Source organism: Tenacibaculum finnmarkense genomovar ulcerans, from assembly GCF_900239495.1.
In the GTDB taxonomy this organism is placed as follows: Bacteria; Bacteroidota; Bacteroidia; order Flavobacteriales; family Flavobacteriaceae; genus Polaribacter; species Polaribacter ulcerans.
The window spans coordinates 1-1,427 of the sequence record NZ_OENE01000012.1; the positions used below are offsets into that span (position 1 = coordinate 1).

Annotated in this window: 1 protein-coding gene; it reads left to right on the forward strand. The window is 30.3% G+C overall.

Features of this window, described 5'->3' with window-relative positions:
• Positions 1–391 (forward strand): hypothetical protein (locus DPIF8902391_RS04300; protein WP_172505123.1); only part of this gene is annotated, 391 nt, incomplete at its 5' end.
• Between the last annotated feature and the right edge of the window lie 1,036 nt (positions 392–1,427).

Genomic DNA, 1,427 nt, shown 5'->3' on the forward strand with positions numbered 1-1,427 from the left:
ATGGTTAATTTCTGAATGGCTGAAAAGATTTCCCGAAGCTAATAAAAGAGGTCAAGATTTGCGTTTTGTTGATGAATTTGGGAAGTTTGAAATATTCAAATACGCTATAAAATCAGAGGTAAAAACAGACAATAGGAACGCTAAAAGGTATGATTTAGTGTTTAATATTTTAAGGGGTAAACGGACATTTTCAACTTTTGGAGGTCTAAGAAAAATTAAAGAAGAATTTGAAGACGAAGATTTAAAGGGGCAAATTATAGACAAAGAAGACGGTGTGTACAAGTGGTGGAAAGTTGATTGGTGGAATTTAGACACAGGAGAACCATTAGTTGATCTGCCAATTCCCGAAAAAGTAAAAAGAATGGTAGCCTATCCAGACGAAAAAAATTAATCAAAAATTTAAAACTAAAGAAGACCTTAACATTTATTTATTAAGGTCTTTTTACGCCTTATTTTAACTAATAACTTTATAAGCTAGAAACATATCAAAATATAAAAACAACATCTTAAAACTTAGGAAATAGATAAATAGATAAATAGATAAATAGATAAATAGATAAATAGATAAATAGATGATAAAATAAACGAGAAATAAATCAGCAAGAATAAGCTGTTTTTAAGGTATTTTTAAATAGCAAGACGGTACGGTACTTTTACTCGCTTCGCTTCATAAAAATACCGTACAGTCTTGCCCTACGGGTTTGAAAATCAGCGTTTTACGTTGTTTTTTTTCGAGTTGAAATATTGATTTTTTTAATAAAAAGTATTAAAATAGCTTCTAAGCCTTTATTTACTGATAAAAAACGCATACAATGAAGTTCTTTATATTTTGCAAGTTGTGTTTTTGTCGGACAAATTTCGTACCTCAATCTATCCAACAAAAACCAAACTTGCCCTCTACGAGGGGAGTGAAAAATCTTCCGAAGTCGATTTTTTTTCAAATTTTTTGGTTAGGTTTTTTTAAGCATTTTTTACCGAAAGCATACTAAATTTTTTCCCTTTTGATTTCCATCTTGCTGATTTATTTTTCGTTTTTAAAAGGGTTTTTTAATTACCTTTGCAACACCTTGAGGAATTAAATAAGCAATGCTGAGGAGCAACTTATCAGAGCCAAAGAGGGCATTATACACAAGTAGGGCGGGAAATATTCCGCCCTCTTTTTTTGCTTGTGGTTTTGGCTATTCTAAAAAAACCTTTCATTTTGAAAAAATGACGTATTCAGTATTTTTTGGGTGTTTTTTTCGAAATCGACTTTTTTCAACTGCTTTTGGTAAAAATGCTTAAAAAAACCTATATTTTAAAGGGGTTTGAGGTGCTATTTAGGGGTGTCTGCTTGATAAGTCAGTATAACTGTGGTAAAAATGGAATAATTAGCTATATTTGTTGATGTAGTGAAATAGTATTTTTTTCACTTTTAACCAAAAAAA